Origin of the sequence: Gemmatimonas sp., assembly GCF_041689975.1 — a bacterium.
In the GTDB taxonomy this organism is placed as follows: Bacteria; Gemmatimonadota; Gemmatimonadetes; order Gemmatimonadales; family Gemmatimonadaceae; genus Gemmatimonas.
On sequence record NZ_JBDNFF010000286.1, the window covers coordinates 1 to 20,279 of the forward strand.

Annotated in this window: 21 protein-coding genes and 1 pseudogene; 12 read left to right on the top strand and 10 right to left on the bottom strand. The window is 59.0% G+C overall.

Going from position 1 to position 20,279, the window contains the following annotated elements; all coding sequences use genetic code 11:
- The 9 genes from ACESNG_RS17365 to ACESNG_RS17405 all read left to right on the top strand — a co-directional run.
- Positions 1 to 126 (top strand): integrase core domain-containing protein (locus tag ACESNG_RS17365; protein WP_373070033.1); only part of this gene is annotated, 126 nt, incomplete at its 5' end.
- A gap of 362 nt (positions 127 to 488) precedes the next feature.
- Positions 489 to 1,568 carry a cytochrome P450 gene (locus ACESNG_RS17370; RefSeq protein ID WP_373069995.1) on the top strand — a complete coding sequence of 360 codons (1,080 nt, stop codon included), beginning with the start codon at positions 489 to 491 and terminating at the stop codon, positions 1,566 to 1,568.
- Between the two features lie 35 nt (positions 1,569 to 1,603).
- Positions 1,604 to 2,395, top strand: a complete 792-nt coding sequence (locus tag ACESNG_RS17375) for an SDR family NAD(P)-dependent oxidoreductase (RefSeq protein WP_373069997.1) — start codon at positions 1,604 to 1,606, stop codon at positions 2,393 to 2,395.
- The gene (locus ACESNG_RS17380; protein ID WP_373070035.1) at positions 2,376 to 3,176 is read left to right on the top strand and encodes an SDR family NAD(P)-dependent oxidoreductase; all 801 of its coding nucleotides are present in this window, start codon (positions 2,376 to 2,378) and stop codon (positions 3,174 to 3,176) included. Before ACESNG_RS17375 ends, ACESNG_RS17380 begins: the two co-directional genes overlap by 20 nt.
- A gap of 5 nt (positions 3,177 to 3,181) precedes the next feature.
- Entirely contained in the window at positions 3,182 to 4,792 is a 1,611-nt protein-coding gene (locus tag ACESNG_RS17385) for a CocE/NonD family hydrolase (protein WP_373069999.1), read from the top strand.
- A gap of 230 nt (positions 4,793 to 5,022) precedes the next feature.
- Entirely contained in the window at positions 5,023 to 6,066 is a 1,044-nt protein-coding gene (locus ACESNG_RS17390; RefSeq protein ID WP_373070001.1) for an aldose 1-epimerase family protein, read from the top strand.
- Entirely contained in the window at positions 6,066 to 6,848 is a 783-nt protein-coding gene (locus tag ACESNG_RS17395; protein WP_373070003.1) for an SDR family NAD(P)-dependent oxidoreductase, read from the top strand. The genes ACESNG_RS17390 and ACESNG_RS17395 overlap by 1 nt, the downstream gene beginning before the upstream one ends.
- A gap of 12 nt (positions 6,849 to 6,860) precedes the next feature.
- Entirely contained in the window at positions 6,861 to 7,736 is an 876-nt protein-coding gene (locus ACESNG_RS17400) for an SMP-30/gluconolactonase/LRE family protein (protein ID WP_373070005.1), read from the top strand.
- A 97-nt stretch (positions 7,737 to 7,833) separates the two neighbouring features.
- Positions 7,834 to 8,034, top strand: a complete 201-nt coding sequence (locus ACESNG_RS17405; protein WP_373070007.1) for a ferredoxin — start codon at positions 7,834 to 7,836, stop codon at positions 8,032 to 8,034.
- A 107-nt stretch (positions 8,035 to 8,141) separates the two neighbouring features.
- On the opposite strand, the gene ACESNG_RS17410 is transcribed toward ACESNG_RS17405, so the two are convergent.
- The 9 genes from ACESNG_RS17410 to ACESNG_RS17450 all read right to left on the bottom strand — a co-directional run bounded on the left by ACESNG_RS17410 (position 8,142) and on the right by ACESNG_RS17450 (position 15,298).
- Positions 8,142 to 9,059 carry a thiamine pyrophosphate-dependent dehydrogenase E1 component subunit alpha gene (locus tag ACESNG_RS17410; RefSeq protein ID WP_373070009.1) on the bottom strand — a complete coding sequence of 306 codons (918 nt, stop codon included), beginning with the start codon at positions 9,057 to 9,059 and terminating at the stop codon, positions 8,142 to 8,144.
- 59 nt (positions 9,060 to 9,118) lie between these two features.
- Entirely contained in the window at positions 9,119 to 10,126 is a 1,008-nt protein-coding gene (locus ACESNG_RS17415) for an alpha-ketoacid dehydrogenase subunit beta (RefSeq protein WP_373070011.1), read from the bottom strand.
- On the bottom strand, positions 10,123 to 10,425 hold the full coding sequence (locus tag ACESNG_RS17420) for a muconolactone Delta-isomerase (protein ID WP_373070013.1): 303 nt from the start codon (positions 10,423 to 10,425) through the stop codon (positions 10,123 to 10,125). Before ACESNG_RS17420 ends, ACESNG_RS17415 begins: the two co-directional genes overlap by 4 nt.
- Position 10,426: 1 nt before the next feature.
- On the bottom strand, positions 10,427 to 10,954 hold the full coding sequence (locus tag ACESNG_RS17425) for a VOC family protein (RefSeq protein ID WP_373070015.1): 528 nt from the start codon (positions 10,952 to 10,954) through the stop codon (positions 10,427 to 10,429).
- Complete coding sequence (locus ACESNG_RS17430) at positions 10,947 to 12,083, bottom strand: enolase C-terminal domain-like protein (protein WP_373070017.1); 1,137 nt, start codon at positions 12,081 to 12,083, stop codon at positions 10,947 to 10,949. The genes ACESNG_RS17425 and ACESNG_RS17430 overlap by 8 nt, the downstream gene beginning before the upstream one ends.
- Positions 12,084 to 12,201: 118 nt before the next feature.
- On the bottom strand, positions 12,202 to 13,188 hold the full coding sequence (locus tag ACESNG_RS17435; RefSeq protein WP_373070019.1) for a LacI family DNA-binding transcriptional regulator: 987 nt from the start codon (positions 13,186 to 13,188) through the stop codon (positions 12,202 to 12,204).
- Between the two features lie 192 nt (positions 13,189 to 13,380).
- Entirely contained in the window at positions 13,381 to 14,568 is a 1,188-nt protein-coding gene (locus ACESNG_RS17440; protein WP_373070021.1) for a CaiB/BaiF CoA transferase family protein, read from the bottom strand.
- Positions 14,565 to 15,062 (bottom strand): MaoC family dehydratase, encoded by a 498-nt coding sequence (locus ACESNG_RS17445; protein WP_373070023.1) that lies wholly within the window; start codon positions 15,060 to 15,062, stop codon positions 14,565 to 14,567. Before ACESNG_RS17445 ends, ACESNG_RS17440 begins: the two co-directional genes overlap by 4 nt.
- Positions 15,059 to 15,298 (bottom strand): biotin/lipoyl-containing protein, encoded by a 240-nt coding sequence (locus ACESNG_RS17450; RefSeq protein WP_373070025.1) that lies wholly within the window; start codon positions 15,296 to 15,298, stop codon positions 15,059 to 15,061. The genes ACESNG_RS17445 and ACESNG_RS17450 overlap by 4 nt, the downstream gene beginning before the upstream one ends.
- 686 nt (positions 15,299 to 15,984) lie before the next feature.
- On the opposite strand from ACESNG_RS17450, the gene ACESNG_RS17455 reads away from it, so the two are divergent.
- From ACESNG_RS17455 to ACESNG_RS17465, 3 genes are all read left to right on the top strand, one after another.
- Positions 15,985 to 17,280 (top strand): ABC transporter substrate-binding protein, encoded by a 1,296-nt coding sequence (locus tag ACESNG_RS17455; protein ID WP_373070027.1) that lies wholly within the window; start codon positions 15,985 to 15,987, stop codon positions 17,278 to 17,280.
- 82 nt (positions 17,281 to 17,362) lie between these two features.
- A complete protein-coding gene (locus ACESNG_RS17460; protein ID WP_373070029.1) occupies positions 17,363 to 18,295 on the top strand; it encodes a carbohydrate ABC transporter permease in 933 nt (310 codons plus the stop codon).
- A complete protein-coding gene (locus ACESNG_RS17465) occupies positions 18,285 to 19,124 on the top strand; it encodes a carbohydrate ABC transporter permease (RefSeq protein WP_373070031.1) in 840 nt (279 codons plus the stop codon). Before ACESNG_RS17460 ends, ACESNG_RS17465 begins: the two co-directional genes overlap by 11 nt.
- A 421-nt stretch (positions 19,125 to 19,545) precedes the next feature.
- On the opposite strand, the pseudogene ACESNG_RS17470 reads toward ACESNG_RS17465, so the two are convergent.
- A pseudogene (locus tag ACESNG_RS17470) lies at positions 19,546 to 20,279 on the bottom strand (transposase); the annotation flags it as partial.

Here is a 20,279-nt window from a genome sequence, read left to right on the forward strand (position 1 = left end):
GAGGACTACCGACAAAACTACAACAAATATCGACCCCACTCATCACTGAATTACATGACCCCCGATGAGTTCACGCTAAACTGGCACTACAACAACCCAGGACTAACAAAGACCATGGCACAGTAACTGGGGGCAGGTCACGGGTAGTGATGCGTCCATAGTCCGTATCTCCATCTGGTTGTTGTTAACACAACTAGACTCCCACAAACCACGTTCAAACCCTCGAGCACCTACATTTGCGTCGCACACCCTAGAGACATCAAACGATTGACTTCTCTGCTAAGCAGCGATACCATCAGTGATAAACGTATAAGGGGTGGATGGGTTGGATGGCTAGTTCAGCGAGTGACTTCGAAGCGAGTCTGACCTCGCCGGAATTTTTCCAGTCCCCTTGGCCCGTCTATCGCGAGATGCGTAATCATAGCCCGATCTATTGGTGCGAGGCGTGGTCTCAGTGGCTGGTGACGCGGCACGCGGACGTCGCTTTCATGCTCCGCCATCCCGAGCTGTTCTCCAGCAGTGGTTGGGAGTCGCGATATCTCGGGCAACTTCCCAAGGAGGCCAATTCATCCCTTCCAAACGTCTACCGGCACTACGGCACGAAGGTGGTATCCAACACGGATCCGCCTGAGCACACGCGTCTTCGGCGCATCGTGCAGCGCAGCTTCAGCCCCCGGGTAATTGAAGCTATGCGTGAGCAGGTCGAACGACTCAGCAGCGAGTTGATCGACGGGCTTGTTGAGGGATCCACGATCGATTGGGTATCGGAAGTCGCCTATCCGCTACCAGCCACGATGATCGCCCTTCTTCTGGGTGCTCCGGTCGAGGACACGGAACTCTTCGAGGGATGGAGCGCCGACATTGTTGCCTTTGTCGGTAGTGGGGCGCCCAAGATGGAGTTGGCTCTCCAAGAGGAGCAGAGTCTGATCGCGTTCCGTGAATATTTGAGCGGCCTCATCGCCCGTGCGAGATTTGATCCCAAGGACGACCTCTTGTCGCTTCTCGTTGAGAAGTCGGAAGACGGTGACGCGCTGACTGACGACGAGCTCATCAGCACATGCGTGACCCTACTCTTTGCAGGGCACGAGACCACGGCGAACTTGCTCAGCAGTCTGACCCTGGAGTTGCTTCGGGCCCCTGATCAGTGGGACCTCGTGACCAGCGAGTCGGGCCTTGCCTCAGCGGCCGTGGAGGAGACGTTGCGGTTCAACGGTCCAGTGCAGCGGATCAGGCGGGTCGCGCGCGAAGACGTGGAACTCCAAGGCATCAAGGTGAAGAAGGGCCAGTCGGTCCTCGGCTTCATTGGATCGGCGAATCGCGACGAAGCCGTTTTCGAGGACGCAGAGTCGTTTAACATAGGCCGCCGACGGGATGCCAACCTGTCGTTCGGCGCGGGGGTTCACTTCTGCTTGGGTGCTGCGCTGTCACGACTGGAAGCGCCCATCGTGCTGCAGCATCTCACGACTCGCTTCCCTCGAACGCGTCTTGCGCCATCCTTCAGCGAGCGGTACCGCAGCAACATGACATTCCGCGGGCTTGAGTCGCTTAAGCTCGAACTTCGCCGATAACCCACCAACCCTCAACCAAGCTCGGAGGATCAATCATGCCAATCGATACTGACCCATCTGTTGCACCGGACTACGTCGCCGACCTTTTCGATCTCAGCGGACGCACTGCCGTGGTCACCGGAGGTGGCAGTGGTCTGGGTGACGCGATATCTCGTGGATTGGCGCAGGCCGGTGCCCGGGTGATTGTGGCCGACGTCAATCTTGATGGCGCCGAACACGTGGCGGCGGGCATTCGTGACATCGGTGGCAGTGCGGAGGCCGTGGACGCGGATGTGACCGTACGCGGGACTCTCGAAGCGGTCAGCGCCACCCTCGACCGAGTCGACATTCTCGTCAATAGCGCTGGAACATCCGCCCGCTTTCCTGCTGAGGACTTCCCCGAGGACGTATACGACCGTATTATCGGGCTTAACTTGAAGGGCTCATTCCTGAGCTGCCAGGTCTTCGGTCGCCGTATGCTCGATCAGGGTGCGGGGAGCATCATCAATATTGCCTCCATTGGGTCTTCGGTCGCGTACCCTCAGACCACGGCTTATCTTCAAAGCAAGGGGGGGGTTGCTCAGATGACCCGCAGCCTCGCCCTCGAATGGATCTCACGGGGAGTGCGCGTCAATGCCATCGCCCCGAGCCTATTTGATACCCCTTTGGTGCGGGCGTCGGACGACGTGGTGAGCCTTACGAGCGAATTTATCATGGCTCGAACACCCATCGGCCGTCGTGGGCTGCCGACCGAAGTCGTTGGGCCAGCGATCTTCCTTGCTTCTAGTGCGTCCTCTATGGTGACCGGACATCTGCTTCAGGTTGACGGTGGATATCTCATCAACTGACGTCTTCTCAGCGGCGTCCGCGTTCGGATACAGTCACGGATCGGTTGCGGTTGTCTCGGGTGCTGCGACTGGGGTTGGATGGGCGGCTGCTTCCCAACTCGCGGATGCCGGAGTGACGACGTACGGCTTAATACGAGATCTCCACGACGCCGATGGGTTGGAGTCATCACGAGTTCAGTGGATCGCCGCGGATGTCTCCGTGCGCGAGGACGTGGCTCGGTCCTTTGCTCAGATTTCGAGCACCAATGACCATGTTGACCTCGTGGTGAGCAATGCCGCGATTGCGCGGCACGGCGACGTGGGATCGATGTCTCACGAGGATCTCGCCGCGATGATGGAAACCAACGTCTACGGCTTCTTCAACATGGTGCAGGCGGCGCTGCCCCTGATGATTGCCGGTTCTAGTTCGATCGTGGCGGTTTCTTCCGTGCATGCGAACGTCACTGCGCCAATGGTCAGTGGATACGCAGCGACCAAGGGCGCACTTGTGTCTGCGATAAGGGCTGTGGCACTGGATCTCGGTAGCCGCGGGGTCAGGGTCAATGCGGTGCTGCCAGGTTCAGTAGACACCCCCATGCTTCGCGCGAGCGCCGCCTCGCGGTCACCCGATGACCCCGAGGCGGCAATCCGCAAGTGGGGAGAAAGCCATCCGATCGGACGAGTGCTCCAACCCCGCGAGATTGCGGACGTCATTCTCTTCCTCGGCAGTCGGTTTGCCACCGGAATCACGGGCAGTACGATCACGGTCGACGGTGGATTATCCGCCAAACTGGCCCTCTAACCGAGATGGCTATCCGCGTTGAGCGCGGGATTAGACAAGCATTGCCAGACGGAACGGCTCTGACCCTTGACCTGTGGCTTCCCGAGCAAATCCGCTGTGCTCCGCTCATTGTCAGGACGCCGTATTCTCGCGGTCTCCATCCAATTGCACGCCCCCTCGACGCCTTGCGGATGATGGATGAGGGCATCCCATTGGTGATCCAGGACGTCCGCGGCCGAGGCTCCTCGGAAGGCGATTTCTCTCCATTCTTGAGAGAGCCGTCAGACACGATCGACACACTCGCCTGGGTTTCACAGCAACCATGGGCTATTGGGCCACCAGCCATGGCGGGACCGTCTTACTCCGGGTTTCTGCAGTATCAAGCGCTTTCGGCTAGAACACCTACGCTTTCAGCGATCTGCCCCCAGTTTGCCCCTTTGGATCTGTACCTCGACTGGGCCTATCGGCAGGGCGTCTTTGAACTGGGAACGGCCAAATGGTGGCATCTTCAGGCCATAGCCTTGACCCAATCAACAAGAGTCCCGGGCAGCCCCGACGCTCCACGTATCCGGCAAATGGTGGATGACTTAGTGCACACCGGGTACCGCAACATGTCACACCTAGGCGCTCCGGCAGACGCACTCGCTCCAACGTATCGTCAGTGGGTCGATCACCTGGATCGCGATGCCTATTGGAACAAGCACACACGATCGCCCATGCGAGGATGGCGGCCATCCAAACCAGTTCCCGCTCTCATAACGGCCGGATGGTTCGACGTGTTCCTGCGCGGATCAATTCGCGCATATCACGCACTCCGCGAAGCGAACCATCGGCCGAGGCTTATCATCGGCCCCTGGGCTCACGTGTCCACACTGGGCAGTTACCCGAACCAGTCGTTTGGAGCCCAAGCGAGCGCGGATGCCATCGACCTTTCAGGCTTGCACGCTCAGTTTCTCCTCGCCGCCAGCAGTGCCGAGGAGCTCTCGGGACCTGAAGTACGAGCTTTCCTCATGGGCCGCAACACTTGGCTTGAACTGGACGAGTGGCCCCCAGGTCCCGCTCAGAGTGTCGACGTTAATTTGTCAGACTGCAGGGGTACTCCGACGACTCCCGCCATGGCGACCCTGCGCCTCGACCCTGATCACCTGGTGCCGAGTGTAGGCGGCGCCACGCTGATGCCGGGAGCATACGCAAACCATGAAGTCGGCCCAGTCGACTGTGAGCGAATCCTTACCCACCCAAACTGCTTGATCCTAAGACTGCCAAGGCAGGCAACCGCCCGAGCATTCGTCGGACCGATATCACTGACCCTCTGTGTGAAAAGCAGTAGTGACCTCGCGGATATCCATGCTTCGCTGGTTCAAGTTCGCAGCGGCGGTCGCAGCTCCTTAATTGTAGACGGCGCCGTACTCGTAGGAAAGCAGAATTACGTTGTCATTGATCTGGCCGACACGGCAGTGGTGCCCGACAGCGCCGCCATGGTTCTCCTCGTACTCTCAGCAAGTTCGTTCCCCCGGTATGCCCCGTCGCCTCAACTGCGATCAGCCGACGGCAAAACGGAGGCGGTGCCGACCGAGATTGACCTCGCAAATAGTTGGCTAACCATCACTCAAATAACAGATGACAAGAGATTTTAGTCAAACGGTTGACAAGGCCCGGGGGTGCACTTAGGCTCCGATTTAAAGGGGGCCTCAGTTGCCGCTGATAAGTGATACGGGTGGACGAGCATCTCGCCTCTACCGTTGGGGTCATCTAGTCTGGAGGGGCATATGTCTCACAAGGTGGTGTCACCGAGACTGAGCATTGTGCTGAGAGTCGCAGCTACGCGTGACCAAGTGACACTTCGACCGCGCGGACTGCATTGACCATGATTACTCAGGCACTGCCCTACGCCGGCTCCTTGGACCAGATCGGATTTGTCTCATCGTCTGTTGTCGATGATGGACCGGGGGCCGGCTACCGCGTCATCGATGTTCAGCCCATGGGGGGAATCCACTGTCGGATTCTCCCTGACCGAGGACTGGACCTCGGTCCCGCGTGGTATCAGGGATTCCCTCTGGACTGGCGCTCTAGCGTGGGATTCCCCAGTGCTGCGACAGCGTCAGGACGACCATGGCTGGAGTCCTTCGGCGGAGGACTCATGGTGACCTGCGGGCCAGACAATGTCGGTCCGGACTGCACTGATGCGGGGCGTGATTACGGACTTCACGGGCGGCACGCGGCTACCCCTGCCAGCCGCGTGAGCATCGATGTGAATGCGGATGACGAAGTCATCAGCATTCGGGGGCTCATCCGCCATGCCTCGGTATTCGGGCCGAATCTGCTGACCGATAGGACGATTCGGATCTCCCTTGGCCGACCTCGAATTGAGGTTCGTGACCGGATTACGAATCAGGGTTCTCGCCCCGAGCCGCTGATGCTTCTCTACCATCTCAACATCGGGTACCCGGTCATGTCACCTGCTTCCCGCGTAGTGATCGACTCCGAGGCTGTACTTCCACGAGACGACTTCGCGACGCAGGCGCTCAACCAGTGGGCGGTAGGTGCTGAGCCGTCAAGTGGAGCACCCCCGCAGGTATTCGAGCACGTCATGAAGACATGGCCATCACCGGCCCACGCGACGGTTCTCAACTCGTCGTTCGCTCCATGCGACGGCATTGGAGTTCGAGTCAGCGTCGATCAGCGACAGATGCCGCGCCTGTGGCAGTGGCGGAACATGGCGCCTGGGATGTATCTGACTGGGATTGAGCCGGCCAACTGCGGGGTGAGGGGCCGAGACGTGGAACGTAGTGAGGGACTGGTCCAAGAACTCCCGCCGGGGTCGAGCAGCGAGTTCGGATTCGTGGTGGAAGCGGCGACCGGTCGGGACGGACTGGCCAGACTCATGCAAGAGGAACAGAAGGAGGAATGATGAGCCAAGAACTCAAAGGTCAGGTTGCGATCGTTACCGGCGCTGGTTCAGGGCTTGGCGAGGCCTCAGCCCGATGCCTGTCAGAGGCGGGTGCGTCGGTAGTCGTCAATGACATCCACCAAGACGAGGCGGACAGGGTGGCGATGAGCATTGTCGAATCCGGGGGAGTGGCGGTGGCCATCGCGGCGGATATCTCGCAATCCTCGGAGGTTGCCCGACTCGTGTCGACTACAGTGGATCGACTCGGTGGACTTGACATCATGCATGCGAACGCAGGCGTGGAGCGGTACAAGACCCTGGAGACGACTTCGGACGAGGACATGGATTTCCTCATCGGAGTGGATCTGCGCGGTGCCCTCATCTGCGCCAGACACTCAATCCCCGCGATGAGGAATCGCGGCGGGGGCAGCATCATCTTCACATCCTCCGTTCAGGCGACGCACAGTCTCCCGGGATGTGTCGTGTATGCGGCTGCCAAGGCCGGGGTCATCGCGGCTGCTCGAACGCTTGCACTCGAGGTCGGGGTGGACGCCATTCGCGTAAACTCAGTGTCGCCCGGAACGCACGACACCCCCATGCTCACACGCAACTTCGACTCGTATGAGACTGATGAGGCCCTTGAAGTGATCGAGAGTATCAAGCAGGCCAATGCGCTCAAACGGATCGGCACAGCTGAGGACATCGGGAACGCAGTGGTGTTCCTATGCTCCGCCAAAGCCAACTACATCACAGGTATAAATCTAGTTGTCGATGGCGGGTTCACCGCTGTCAAGAAACTCTGAGAAGGAGGACGAATGCTCACGACGAATACCCCAGTCAACCTGGATAGCCTCGAGATTTTTGGGATGGGAGTCGACCACGCCGAGGGGATCGCTGTCACACCTGACGGAGTTATCTATGTCGGAGGCGAAGCAGGACAGATCTACCGCATCGTCGACGATGTCCCGGTAGAGGTGGCCAACACCGGCGGCTTCATACTGGGTCTGGCTTGCGACGCCGATTCACGTATCTATGCGATCGACAATGCCCACAAGTGCGTCTGGCGATACGACCCGGCTGACGGGTCGATAGAGAAGTGGCTCGTCGGCCTCGATCATCGGCCGCTGGAAGTACCGAACTGGGGTGCCTTCGGACCGGACGGGAGTTACTACCTGACCGACTCGGGCGATTGGAACGCTTGTAATGGCTGGATATGGGTCAAGCGTCCGGGAGCTAACCTCACCGTGTTCAGTGAGCTGGCAACGAACTTCCCCAACGGCTGCGCGGTGGATCCGGCGGGAGATCGGCTCTACTACGTGGAGAGCTCACCCCGGGGTGCAATCGCGGAGATGGCGATCAACCCAGACGGCACAGCTGGGCAAAGGACGGAGTTGTGTGACCTCGGACTTGCCGTGCCCGACGGGATCGCGGTGGCGGCAGACGGTTCACTCATCATCGCGTGCTACCGACCTGACCTAATCTACCGCTGGTCTGCGGATGGCGGCCTAGAGATCCTGGCGGGCGACCCCCAAGGAGTCACGCTCGCGGCACCCACAAATGCCGTGTTCATGGGTGCTGGCTTGGACACGCTCGTGGTCCCCAACCTAGGTCGGTGGCACTTGACGCGGGGGAAACTCGGGGTATCCGGCGCACCACTGTTCTATCCCTCGGCAGCACAACTAGGTTCCTAACTCACACTGTCGATAGTCGCGACGGCGGCACCGTACCGGCTATCGACAGTGGCACGGAGCAAATGAGGGTTGGACCCGTTCTCGGGGAGGGGTTTCGATGCGTGTTCGAGTCAGCGTGGACGCTGGAGTATGCCAGCGGCACGGTCAGTGCTGCTACTTCGCTCCTGAGGTCTTTGAGTTGCCTACCGATGGTGCGGTCGTTGTCGTATCAGTTGCTGTTCGGGGCGACCTGCTTGAGGCGATCCAGGATGCCGAGGATGCGTGCCCGGCTCAGGACATCAGGATCGACTCCGAATAGTTCACATCGTGAATGCGGACCTTTGATGATCAGTGTGCTCTCGATACCACGCCGGCGTCATGCAGCGCCCCGACCTCACGTCCAGTTCGCGATGGCTCGCGATCTCATCAGGCATCCGGGCCCAGTGTCGATGTGACGTGCTCGAAGGCCGCCGACAACTCCGGTGGGGGGCTCCGCAGGACTGTGGCCACAGCCTCCTGCACATCCCGCAGGACCGCGGCTCTCCTCGCTTCGATCACTGTGCTTGACAGTGCTTTGGATGCAATGTCGATGGGGTCCCTCGCCATCCAGAGTGCGAGCTCTCCGTCAGGACGGTAGGTGGCCGGATCTGAACGCGAATGGCCGCTGTAACGGTACGTCTTCGCCTCGATCAGCGTCGGTCCTTGACCTGAGCGAGCACGGGCGACGGCCTCAATTGTAGACGCCCTGACCACATCTATGTCCTGTCCGTCAATGATCAGAGACGGTATGTCATAGCCGGCGGCGCGGACTGCGAGGTCGTCGGTGGGCGTTGTCGTGCGAAGAGCCGAGTACTCGCCGTACAGGTTGTTCTCGACTACGAAGACAACCGGTAACTTCCATACACTGGCGAGATTCATGCTCTCGTGGATCGCACCGATGTTGGAAGCACCGTCACCGAATACGGCCACTGCGATGTCATCGGTGCCTAGAGTCTGCGCGGTAAGGGCGGCGCCGAGGGCCACCGGGACGCCTGCACCTACGATGGCGAAAGTGGGCATCAGTCCTACGGTGCGGTCGCTCAGGTGCATTGAGCCCCCTACGCCACCCGCGCAGCCGATCGCCCTCCCGCAGATCTCACCCAGCACGGCCTCAGGAGAAATCCCCAGAGCTAGAGCAAAGGCGTGGCCGCGATAAGTGCAGGTTACTGTGTCGGTCGTTCGGATGATGCTTGCGATTCCAACGGCAATTGCCTCTTGTCCATTCGCGAGGTGAGTACTTCCGCGCACGTGCCCGTCGGTGTAGAGCCCCTGAATGCACTCTTCAACAGCACGAATCTCAACCATGCGCAGCCACCGACCCAGATCAGTGCTCAACTCAGAACGCCTCTGCAGTTGCTTGCTCATCAGACTCGCCCCTCCCACCAGGGTGCCGGTCGTCTGCCTGTGTCCAGCAGAGTCGTGACCTGTTCGTGAACGTAGATTGCATTGGGGATGTACCGATCCTCGAGGCTTTGCGCGTAGGGAATCGGAATGTGTGGCGCCGTGATGCGGTGCGGCGGAGCGCTGAGGTTTCCCCACAGTTCTCCCACCACGGTGTCGACGATGTCTGCCCCCCATCCGGCGGGTGCCGAGTTCTCCTCAACAGTGACCAGTCGTCTCGTCTTGCTCACTGATTCGAGCACACATGCGCGGTCCCAAGGCTTGATGGTCTGCAAGTCGATGATATCTGCCGTCCAGTTGGCGCCGGCGGCGGCGGCCACGGCCGTATGAACCGTCCGGCCGAGGCCGACGATCGTGACGTCCGTGCCCGTGGTAACGGTGGCAGCACGACCCAATGGGATAATTCCCGCGTCGCCCAGTTCGACTTCGCCTCGCTCGCCGTATAGGGCTTTGTGCTCAAGGACGACGACGGGGTCGTCGCTCCTGATTGCGGCGCGCAGCAGCCCGTAGGCTGCCTGGGGAGTGCTTGGCATCACGACGTGGATCCCTGGAGTTCCTCGGAACCAATGATCAAGTATTTGCGAGTGCTGGCAACCGAACCCCAGACCGCCACCGACCGCCGCCCGTAGCGTTAACGGCATTGCGTAGGACCCGCGCGACAAGTAGCGGAACGAGGCCGCTTGGGTCGTCAACTGGTCGAGGGCCACACCGATGAACTCAACGAACATCATCTCGACTACAGGGCGAAGCCCCGTCGCGGCCGCACCAACGGAGGCTCCGAGGAAGCCCATTTCCGAGATGGGAGTGTCTCGGACGCGGCGCTCACCGAAACGCTCCTGAAGACCCTCTGTGGCCTTGAACGCCCCACCCGCCGCCCCGATGTCTTCCCCGAGCAGGATGACTGTTGGATCGCATTCCAGCTCGTCCGCCAGGGCGTGAACTACCGCCTGACGCATCCGTAATTTCGTCATGCGTGGATTCCTTCCGATAACACGGACGGGTCATTTGGGTGGGCCGAGAGCGGCCAGACAGTGGGGCGCAACCAGGGGTAGCACGGGAGGCTGGCAATCTCCTCGTGCAACTGCTCGACACTCGATACTCGCCACACGCTGACGTTGATGCGTGTGCCCGAGCGCCGCCATAGCTTCACCAGCGTTCCGTGGCTGGCGAGATCTCGTACCCGTGCGGCCTCGGCCTCGAACAGGCGACCTCGTTCGTCTGGGTCACCGTCCAGCGGGTAAGTGTTCTCGATGAGGACCATGAACTCCATGTCAGCGCGACTCACGTGCGAAGTCGTCGAAGGAGCGACCTGTCTCGATCAACTCGACGCGAACGCCATCGGGATCAATCATGTAGACAGCTCGTCCGCCGATGTTCGGCCCGATCGTAGGTGTCACCGGTGTCGACACCGAAGCGACGCCCGCCTCGGACAGCCTCGCGTAGAGGTCGTCGAGGCTGTCTACGTAGAAAGCGATGTGCGCGACGCCCGCACGCCCATTGTCAGGGTCGACTGGTTCGCATACCGCGTTGCGGTACTCGAGGAGTTCGAGTCTGCCATCTGAGCCGGGGAGGGCGAGCACTGCGGCGTGAAGGTCGACGTCCGGGTAGCCGACGAGCGTTCCGATGTAGGGGGCCCGAGGGTTCCACGAGACGACCATGTCGAAGCCGAGTACGTCTCGGTAGAAGGCGACGGAGCGCTCTAGGGACGCCACAGTGAGGCCGATGTGGTGAAAGCGCCGAACCCGGGGGCCTTCGACCGGGTGGGGTGCCGGAGACGGGAGGGCGGGGTCGCTAATCATTCATGATCCCTTCGGGGTCGTCGAGATACTGGGTCTGGATCCAATCGCGATTGACGAGCTCTCCAAAACCGGGGGACTGTGGGAGTGGGGCCATGCGCCCAGTTGAGTCAACCAAGGGCTGCTGGAGACTGTCGGCGTAGGGGTCGACTCCCGTCCACGGCGCACCCCACTCAATAGGAGCATCGTTCATGCCCCAACCACTGAAGACTTGACTATGCACATGCGCGAACATGTGGGGCGCGACCTCCACGTCACGAGCCCGGCATTCAGCGACAATTGCCCGACCCCCCGTGATGCCGCCCATACAGGTCAGGTCGACGCGGACCACATCCACGGCGTTGTTGTCCAGTAAGGCTTGGGGGTAGTAGGATCCGCCCTGCTCGTCACCCATTGCGATTCGTGTGGCACCTCGCTGCCGCAGCTCCGCAACCTTATGCGCATCGCCCGGTGGGAACACGTCCTCGAACCAACCAAGTGAGACGTCACGAATGGACTCCAAGAACAGCACCGCGTCATCCACGTTGTCGTACGTCCACGCGGCGTCGCAGCCGATCCATGCATCTGGTGCTGCGCTGCGCGCCGCACGCAACCGTGCACCGCTGAGTTCCGGCGTGAGTGCCACGGGCAACTTGAAACGTCGCCAGCCCGCACTAGTGAGCTGAGCCACCTGTTCCTTGACCTCGACCGGGCCCATGAGCGCTGGGGGATAGCCAACGATCGCTGTTGCGGGCATGGCTTGCGCCGCGTGCCCGAGATACTCAGCAATGGGAAGGTTCACGCACCGCGCCGCCGCGTCCCATGCAGCAAGATCGAGCAGGGACAAGGCCCTGAGCCCGATGCCAGCAGAATTGGAGGCAAGACTCCTACGCTGCGCAACCAGAAATGTCTGCTCGCGATCATCGAGCCGTGAGTTCGCGTAGACCGAAGCCAGGGCCTTGCGAACTTGCTCAGCTACGGCACCATCGCGAGTGAGGGTGAATGACCATCCCGACACACCATTTGACAGGTCGATTCGCACCACTGCGTACTCGCGAAACTGCATGATCCATTCGCCGAACACCACGGGAGCTGGCAGGTCAGCCCGGACCGTGGCGACGCGGACGCGTGCGATGGTCGGCTCGTCGCTCAAAGGAACTCCGTACAGATCGGATAGTGGATTCCAGACTATAGGCTCCTAGGAGCGTAATGTCAAACGATTGATTAAATCCACCCCGAAACGGCCAGCAACGTTCCACGGACAGTGCGCGTTAGTCTCGCGACAGGGGTGCTGTTGATGATCGAGCGATAAGTTGAGGTTTGTCCTTGACAACGACATGGAGACCAAGTTGGCCTTCAATCATGCTGATGATCAATTTGCTCGCTTCACGACCCATCTTCTCCGTGGGCATAGAGATCGTCGTGAGCTGCGGTAGCAGGTAGGCGGCCATCTCACTGTCATGAAGGGCGACCACCGACAGTTGCTCGGGAATCGAGACGTGCAACTCATGCGCTGCCCTTAGGACTCCCATACCCATCATGAAACTTGAGGCGAATATAGCCGTTGGAGGCTGAGAAGCACCGATTGCCTTGAGCCCAGCCTCATATCCGGCCTCAGCGGTCCAAGAAGACCATTCCACAAGTTGCGCTGCGATCTCCATCTTGCTGCAGGCACGAACGAAGCCCGCGCGGCGGCGTTTGGCGGTATCGATATTCGCTGGTCCAAACACTCCTGTGATTGCCCGGTGACCGAGACTGACCAGGTGATCGACGGCCAGCGCAGCCCCTGCGTCGTCGTCTACAACCACACTAGAAGAGATGCCACGTACACGGCGGTTGACGAGGACGACGGGACCCACGCCTGTCTGCGCAACATCTCTCATATACGAGTCCTTTAGGACCGCGGAGGCGACTAGCAGCCCGTCGACCCGACCCTCCTCTAGGAGTTTGGTGAATGTTGACTGGGGTGAGCCCTCGGCGTGACTACCGAAAACGACGCCGTATCCGAGTTCAGCCGCTTGAGACTCAACGCCTCTGACGATTGATGCATACATGGGGTTGGTCAGATCCGGAATGAGTAAGCCCAATGTGTGGGCTCTGGCCATGCGTAAGCCTCGGGCCATCGAGTGTGGACGATAGTCGAGTTCAGCGACTGCTTGGAGAATCCGTTCACGTGTCGCGACCGAGGCATACGCCTTGGGATCGTTATTCACGACTCGAGATACCAGACTCATATCAACTCCAGCCTTCCGGGCCACGTCCCTGATGGTGGCCCGCGCCCGACCAGCCGCCGGCTTCTCGTCACCGTTTATTAGTGGCCCCTAAGAACGATGAATTGATTGGATCCCGCTGGCACACGGGCTCCAATCAAGTGCGGCGGGTTGGCGCGGTCGCTTCTCATTGAAGGCAAAGCCTACCCCACCAGATCAATGCCGTCTGTGATCATTCGCTCAGGACTCGGCGCTGGAGTCGCCCATTTGGCGGTCATGAATTTCCTCGAGGACCTCACGGGTATGTTCCCCCAAACTCGGCGCGCCTCTTTGTACGTATCCGGGCGTCAATTCCAGTCTGGCAACAACGGATTGCATCAGAATCCCGTCCACCGTGCGTAGGCTTCGGCGTTCCTTGATGTGCGGATCCTCCACAACCTCGCGCATGGTGTAGACCGGCGCTATAGCAGCATCAACGGCCTCGAAACTTGCGATTACATCGACCGACGTCCGCGCACCTATCCAATCCGCGGTGTGTTGCTCAAGTTCCGCGCGGTGCTCGAAGCGACCCTGGAAGTCCCTGAAGCGTTCGTCGTGCCCGACACCCAGCAGGTTCAACAATCTCTGCGCGACCGAATCAGCCGAAGCAGACAGCGCGACCCACACACCATCAGCACACTGATAAGTACCGCGAGGCACCGTGTAAGGGATGCCGGAGCCCATCCGTGGCTGCAGGTAGCCCAGATGCGCCCATGCGGAGGGGAGCGGGCCCATAATCTGGATCATCGAATCTAGGAGGTTAACATCCACAACCTGCCCTGCGCCCGTGCGCTCTGCATGACGCAGGGCGAGCAAGCACGCGAAGGCACCGATGAGCCCGGTGACCTCGTCAGTCAAGGCGATTGGAGGGAGCAACGGCGCTCCTCCAGGTGTACCGCTAAGATCCGAGAAGCCAGACAGAGCCTCGGCAATGGTGGCGAATCCGGGACGCTGCGAGTATGGGCCGGTCTGTCCGAAGCCGGACACGCGGAGGATCACCAAGCGCGGGTTGATGTCGTGTAGTACCTCAGGTCCGATCCCGAGCTTCTCCAAGCGACCCGGGCGCATGTTTTCGATGAGGATGTCGGAGGTTCGCGCGAGATCCTTCAAAGTAGTCAACCCCGCAGGTGACTTCAGGTCCAGAACAATCGACCGCTTGCCACGGTTCACGAGCTTCCAGAAGAGCGAGTCTGGATCCCCGGGAATGGTCCACCCCATCCCACGAGTGTTGTCACCCCCTGGTCTCTCGACCTTGATAACGTCGGCCCCGAAATCAGCGAGGTGACGTGCAGCTCCCGGGCCAGCGATGACCGTCGCAACGTCCAGCACGCGTACGCCGCGCAGCGGCCCGCAGCCTTTCGTCGCTTCCTGTTCGTCGCTCTCGCTCATCCTGGAGTCACTCGGTCAGGAAGCCGCGGCAGCATCACAGATCGGGTGAACCAACAGACAACGATGCCGTCCTGGTTCGTACCAGTGGTCGTGACTCGGAGGATCCCTCGATCGGGACGAGAAAGAGATACCCTGGTCGACAGGACTTCCGAGGACCCGTAGAGGGTGTCTCCGTGATAGAGGGGAGCAACGTGCTGGAGTTTCTCCACCCCGAGGTTCGCGATGGCTCGGCCCGAGATGTCCGGCACACTCATCCCAAGGAGCAGGGAGTAGATATAGGTCCCTACGACGACATTGCGCCCTGAGTCCATCTCCTCCTGGGCGAAGTGAGCGTCGATATGAAGCGGGCTGGACGCTAGAGTCAGGAGGCAGAACATGTGGTCGTCGGCCTCGGTAATCGTCTTGCCAGGCCAGTGACGAAAGGTGTCCCGAGGCTGATAGTTCTCGAGAAATCCGCCGAATCTTTCCTCTCGTGCATCATACGACCGGCTCATGGCTCACCCACGATGGCTATAGGCGTTCCGGTGGAGATCTCGGCGCCCTCCTCCACAAGTATCGCGACGAGTGTTCCTCCCATGGCCGCCTCCACGTCAACTTCGACCTTGTCGGTCTCAACGCGGAAAAGAGGCTCCCCTGCAACTAGAGAGTCACCGACGGAGCGGTAGCACTGCACTATAACGACGCTTTCAGCCGTGTCACCGAGCTTGGGCATCTTCAATGTGAATTGCATGTGCACTCCTTGTCTGCGACACGGAGTATCGCCCAAGCGCGATACGAGTGGTCAGCCTCGTCGAAGGCTGCTGCTACAGCGGGGCGGCACCAAGTCCCCGCCACCCGGGTGAACGCGCTCACCGACATGTTTGCTCCACACAAGTCTGAAATCGCATCGATAGCATCATAGGCCTTAGTCGTCTATTGTGTCAAACGATTGACCCATCCATGCGCGACCTAGACGTTAGTGACTATAGGACAGCTACTTAGGGGCCATCTGCGAGGTCATTTTGCAGATGAACGATGTAACCGCGTCACTGGCTCCTTTCAGTCTTTGGTTGGGTCGAGTCTGGCTGACAGGGAGACGTGTCAGGGCACGGAACGGGGTGTAGGGGTGGTTTGTTCAAGTCTGTGTCGATGATGAACTGAAATGCCCCCAAGTCGTGGATCCATGGGATTCGTTGGACCGTGAGGAGTTGGATGATGTCCTGCTCAGATCAGCCTCCCAGAACTCCAATGAACAATGGTAACTTTCCTAGATTCACATCATCATCGCTATAAACCTGGTTCTTGACGGCGGGTCCACCGCCGTCAAGAAGGCCCAAATGTCTCACTATGTCTCATTAGCGTAACGATTAGTCAAACGGTTGATTAAGTGGATTAAGCCCTTTATGATTCGGGCATCAATCGATTGATCGGAGGATCATGAATTCACATCGTAAGAACAAGATCTCATTGGTGGCGGTCGTATTGGCAGCTGCCATGACTGTTGCCGCCTGCGGTAGCTCAAGTACAGACACCGTAAGCACAGATACGGAGTCCGCCCCAACGACGTCCCCTGCAGTGACAGGCACAGTGGAGGTATGGACGTGGAACAACGAGGGTGACTACGTGAAGGTGGACGAGGATGCCGTCGCCCGTTTCGAAGCGGCGAACCCTGGGGCCACCATCAAGATCACCTACATTCCGTATGCCGACTACGTCACGAAATTGAAGGCAGCAATCGCTGCGGGAAGCCCGCCAGATGTGGCGCAGATCCCATGGGCGGGAGAGTTCCGAGACATCGTCGAGAGCGGCAAACTATTGCCACTTGATGATGTCCTCGCAGATGGATTCCCTGAGTTCAGTGATCCCGCCATGAATGCTGTGACGATTGCAGGGCAGAAGTGGGCGCTACCGCTCGACCTCAACACCCTCCAGATCGCCTACAACAAGGACATGTTTGAATCCTTCGGTCTCACTCCACCCACGAGCGCGGAAGAACTCAAGACTCTGGCCGCCAAACTCGATGCTGAGGGCAAGTTCGGCATCTCAGTGGGAGACAAGGACCAGTGGGTAGGGGGCGATCTTTGGTTCGCACAGCTTCCTTATACGGATCCATCAGGCCAGGCCCTTGCCGCAGCCGATGCCAGCGAAGTGCCCTGGACCGATCCGGTCCTCGTGGCTGCGGGTGATGTGGTCGCTGACTACGTTAAGTCGGGCGTGTTTGCTCCCGGTGCCAACTCCATGTCGTCTTTCGTCGAGGCACTTGACCTGTTCGTTGGTCAGCAGTCGGGAATGTTCTATCCTGTAGGTAATTTCATCAGTGGCGGAATCGAGGAAAAGGTAGCGGGGGCGTTTAAGTGGGACCTCATGCCATTCCCGCCGCTCGAGGCCGGCGGTGCTGCGATAGCTACCGGAGGCATAGCACGGATGTTCACGATCCCTGTGGAGGCCCAGAACCAGACGGGCGCCGTTGCGTTCCTCAGGGCCCTCACGGACTCCAAAGGAGAGGCGACACTGACGAAGTACAACTTCATCCCGGCTTGGTCCGTCGAGACCCCTGCGGACGCATCGCCTCTTTACTCCTCATTCTTGGAGGCACAGTCGGACGCTGCAAGCCGCGTCATATACACCTCACCCGTCTACACGGCGCTGCTCAATGGGATGCAGGGTGTGCTCGACGGTAGCCAGAGCGGGGCTCAGGTCAGCGAATCGATGCAGAATGCAATGAACCAATAGCCCGAACTTGGGGTGCGGGGTGGTCGAAAATCGACCGACCACCCCGCATTGGTCAGAACGCTATTCACACGTCAACGCCAACATGGAGAAGGGAGTGATTAACCTGAGGGCGATGACACGTGACTCTGCGGCCACGCCAGAAAGGAGGCACCACCCATCCACAATCGGAATCGCGCTTGTCGCCCCGACTGTCGGAATATTCTTAGGATTCGCTGCCCTCCCCGTAATAGTTGTCGGCGTTACATCACTCGCTGACTGGACTGGGTTCGACCTTGCTGATGTTCAATGGGCTGGGATCTCCAACTACTCGAATCTACTGACAGACGAGATCTTTTGGCGAGCCTTCGTCAACACACTGATCTTCACGGTGGCCACAACAGTACTGCTCAATGTCGTTGGATACATGTTGGCTTTGCTAGTCAATACCCGGGTTAGAGGAACTGGGTTGTTGAAGTTTGTGGTCTTCCTACCAGTGCTCTTGTCTCCAATAATTGTGGGACTGATGTGGTCGAACCTCCTGGGAGGCGCGGGTGGGGGCGTGAATGTGGTACTCATGCAACTCGGCCTAACCGATGCACCCATCTTCTTCCTTGGCGATCCCTCGTGGGCTCTGTTCTCCATCATCGCAGCCACGGTTTGGCAGTTTGCCGGCTACGACATGCTGCTCTTCTACGTTGGTCTTCAGTCAGTCCCAAAGTCACTAGTAGAGGCAGCCACCCTCGATGGGGCGAAGTGGTTCCAGCTTCAGCGATACGTCGTGATTCCCGCCATGGTCCCCGTCATCTCCGTTGTCGTTCTCCTCAACGTCATCGGAGGGCTGCGCATTTTCGATGTGGTCTACGTTATGACTAGGGGCGGACCCAATCGAGCCACTGAAGTTCTGGCGACTTACATGTACGAACTGGGATTCGGTATCAATCTGATGGGCCCTGCTTCGGCCGTGGCCATTGTCATCGTTGCCCTAGCATTCGTGGCAGCCCTTGTGAGAAGTCGGGTGAGCCTCCGTGACGAGTAGCAATCTGCGCCTCAGCCGGCTGAACCGCAACTTGCTCAGCGTCTTGGCCATCTTCCTCTCCGCCGTTTCCCTGATTCCACTTGGTTGGGCACTTAGCCTCTCGCTCAAGTCCAACTCTGAGACTGTCGGTGGGACCTTCTTACCTGCTGTGCCGCAGTTTGACAACTATCTGGCCGCTTGGAACGAGTTCGCCCTAGGGCAGTTCTTCGTGAATAGCATTGTCGTAACCAGCGTCTCCGTCACAATTACCATTGTGGCCGGTTTGGCCGGAGCCTACGCATTTACCGCAATCCGCTTCCGTGGGTCCGAGACCCTCTTCACAGTCCTCCTACTCGGCGTGGTCGTCCCTCCAGCGGCCCTCATCGTTCCATTACTTATCCAGATGCGGACCCTTGGTCTATACAACTCCCACGCCGGTTTGGCTCTTGCATATGTCGCTCTAGGGCTGCCAATCGCTACTCTCATCTTCCGGGGATACCTCACCTCTATCCCACGGGAGATCTATGAGGCGGCGCGGCTAGATGGGGCAGGAGAGCTGCGAATTTTATTCCGTATTGTCGTACCTCTTTCGAAGAGCGCCATCGCCACTGTGGCGATCTTACTTTTCTTGGTAAATTGGAACGAGTTCATCCTGGCACTCGTGCTCCTCAGGGACACGGAACAGTTTACTCTACCCGTCGGAATCGCATCGCAGATCGGCCAGTACACGGCGAAGTACAACTACATCGCAGCAGCCAGCATCATTTCCGCCATCCCGATCTTTGTGCTTTACCTAACCCTCCAGCGTCACTTCGAGAAAGGCGTCGCAGAGGGTGCTATCAAGATGTGAAATGCGTGCAATGGCTCAGTGTCTGGGGGAACGACAACGCGGCACGTAGGTAACTGAAGTACCAACCACCGCCGATGGGCTGCCCAACATGGTGGGGAGTGGTGACGCGTTCCATCAGCTGAGGACGTACGTGTTCGGGCAGTGTTTCACTGCCGGGGGATTCCACCACCGGCATCGCGCTTTCTTGCTGCGAGTCAGTTTTCTAGAAGCTTGTTCCTTGAACATTATTTTCTTGCACGCCTACTTGTTGTGCGCTCGTTTATTGAGGCGCGCTTGCGCTCGCGCCGACGAGTGAGATCGTGATCTCAAGTACCAGGACGGTGATCAGCGCGCCGGAATTTGTCAAGGTGTTTGAGACCATTGGGAGTTAGTTAGCCGGCGTTCTCCTTTTCTATTTTTGTCGTTGGGTTTGTTGATCCAGTCGTGCTGCTGCCAGAATTTCGGATCGTTGCGTGAACGTGTTTTCAGCGATCCCGAAATGCACGTTCGCGGGCGCGTGCACAGCGATCCCGGTATAACGGTGTTCATGTTTGTAATAGTCGACGAACTCGTTTATGAAAGCGCGAGCGTCTCAGGGTGATCTGAATCGTTCGGGAAACACGGGAGCGTATTTTAATGTTTTAAACCACGCCTGGCGAGTAAGGATTGTCATTGGATACTTTCGGTCTGGAATGCGAACGAGTGACGTGGAGATCAGCGGGCAACGTGGCAACGGTTTTAGATGTGAGTGACGTGCCCCGATCGGCGTGCACGGCGCGAGGTATTCCGTGAATTCCGGATGCTTGCTCCATCATCTCTTGCGCGAGTAGGCCCGATTCGTGGGCCCCGGCACTGACGCCAACGATGTAGCGGGAGTAAATATTGATCATCACGTATGCGTCGTAGTGGCGTCCTTTCACCGGCCCAGCTAGTTTGGTGATGTCCCACCAATACAGCTGACCGGGTCCTGTTGCGACAAGTTCGGGGCGTACCCGTGGCGGGTGAGTGACTAAACACCGTCGTTCTCTGACTTGTCGGTTCTCTTTCAACACCCGGTAAAACGTGGATACGCAGCACATATACACCTGAATCGAGTAAACGCCCATAGATTTGCAATTGTGCAAGATCAATGAACTGCTCGCTATCTAGCATCCCTAATACCTGCTGGCGTTCATC

Bases quoted from the DNA above. Each gene is read 5' to 3' on its own strand.
- ACESNG_RS17370 (WP_373069995.1), top strand. From the start codon at position 489: ATGCTCCGCCATCCCGAGCTGTTCTCCAGCAGTGGTTGGGAGTCGCGA.
- ACESNG_RS17375 (WP_373069997.1), top strand. From the start codon at position 1,604: ATGCCAATCGATACTGACCCATCTGTTGCACCGGACTACGTCGCCGAC.
- ACESNG_RS17385 (WP_373069999.1), top strand. From the start codon at position 3,182: ATGGCTATCCGCGTTGAGCGCGGGATTAGACAAGCATTGCCAGACGGA.
- ACESNG_RS17390 (WP_373070001.1), top strand. From the start codon at position 5,023: ATGATTACTCAGGCACTGCCCTACGCCGGCTCCTTGGACCAGATCGGA.
- ACESNG_RS17395 (WP_373070003.1), top strand. From the start codon at position 6,066: ATGAGCCAAGAACTCAAAGGTCAGGTTGCGATCGTTACCGGCGCTGGT.
- ACESNG_RS17400 (WP_373070005.1), top strand. From the start codon at position 6,861: ATGCTCACGACGAATACCCCAGTCAACCTGGATAGCCTCGAGATTTTT.
- ACESNG_RS17405 (WP_373070007.1), top strand. From the start codon at position 7,834: ATGCGTGTTCGAGTCAGCGTGGACGCTGGAGTATGCCAGCGGCACGGT.
- ACESNG_RS17410 (WP_373070009.1), bottom strand. From the start codon at position 9,059: ATGGTTGAGATTCGTGCTGTTGAAGAGTGCATTCAGGGGCTCTACACC.
- ACESNG_RS17415 (WP_373070011.1), bottom strand. From the start codon at position 10,126: ATGACGAAATTACGGATGCGTCAGGCGGTAGTTCACGCCCTGGCGGAC.
- ACESNG_RS17420 (WP_373070013.1), bottom strand. From the start codon at position 10,425: ATGGAGTTCATGGTCCTCATCGAGAACACTTACCCGCTGGACGGTGAC.
- ACESNG_RS17425 (WP_373070015.1), bottom strand. From the start codon at position 10,954: ATGATTAGCGACCCCGCCCTCCCGTCTCCGGCACCCCACCCGGTCGAA.
- ACESNG_RS17440 (WP_373070021.1), bottom strand. From the start codon at position 14,568: ATGAGCGAGAGCGACGAACAGGAAGCGACGAAAGGCTGCGGGCCGCTG.
- ACESNG_RS17445 (WP_373070023.1), bottom strand. From the start codon at position 15,062: ATGAGCCGGTCGTATGATGCACGAGAGGAAAGATTCGGCGGATTTCTC.
- ACESNG_RS17450 (WP_373070025.1), bottom strand. From the start codon at position 15,298: ATGCAATTCACATTGAAGATGCCCAAGCTCGGTGACACGGCTGAAAGC.
- ACESNG_RS17455 (WP_373070027.1), top strand. From the start codon at position 15,985: ATGAATTCACATCGTAAGAACAAGATCTCATTGGTGGCGGTCGTATTG.
- ACESNG_RS17460 (WP_373070029.1), top strand. From the start codon at position 17,363: ATGGAGAAGGGAGTGATTAACCTGAGGGCGATGACACGTGACTCTGCG.